General features: G+C 58.2%; 1 pseudogene. It reads right to left on the bottom strand.

The features are described 5' to 3' along the window. Nucleotides 1-102 precede the first annotated feature (102 nt). Nucleotides 103-553, bottom strand: a pseudogene (istA, locus tag DQ230_RS16965) (IS21 family transposase); the annotation flags it as partial.

Genomic DNA, 553 nt, shown 5'->3' with positions numbered 1-553 from the left:
AACTATCCGAACCGAAACATGATCGCAGGCAGATGATCAGCCGTGCCCGAGCTGTCCGGGAATTACTGAAACGGCTGTCCGGGAATTAGCGTAATCGCTGTCCGGTATTTTTGAAATCCGCACCGTCTCCGCCCACAGCAGCTTGCAACGATCTTCCAGCCATTCATTCAGTGCAGCAAGGTCTGGGAAGACAGGAGCGACCTGCCATAGGCGATGTCGGGCATCACGCACGCTCTTCTCAACCTGACCCTTCTCCCAGCCCGCCGCCGGATTGCAGAACTCGGGATCGAAGACGTAGTGGCTGGTCATGGCCAGGAACCGCGCATTCACATCACGCTGTTTGCCGACGCCAACCCGGTCGACCGCGGTCTTCATGTTATCATAGATGCCACGCCCGGGGACGCCCTCGAAGACGCGGAATGCATGCCAGTGGGCATCAAACAGCATCTCATGCGTTTGCAGCAGATAAGCCCGCACCAAAAATGCCCGGCTGTGCGACAGCTTGGTATGGGCAACCTGAAGCTTGATGCGCTCGCCGCCGACATAGGCCCAG

It is taken from the genome of Roseovarius dicentrarchi, from assembly GCF_003316635.1.
GTDB classification, from domain to species: Bacteria; Pseudomonadota; Alphaproteobacteria; order Rhodobacterales; family Rhodobacteraceae; genus Roseovarius; species Roseovarius dicentrarchi.
The sequence above is the reverse complement of the archived record's forward strand: the minus strand, read 5'-3'. Positions and strand labels throughout refer to the sequence as shown.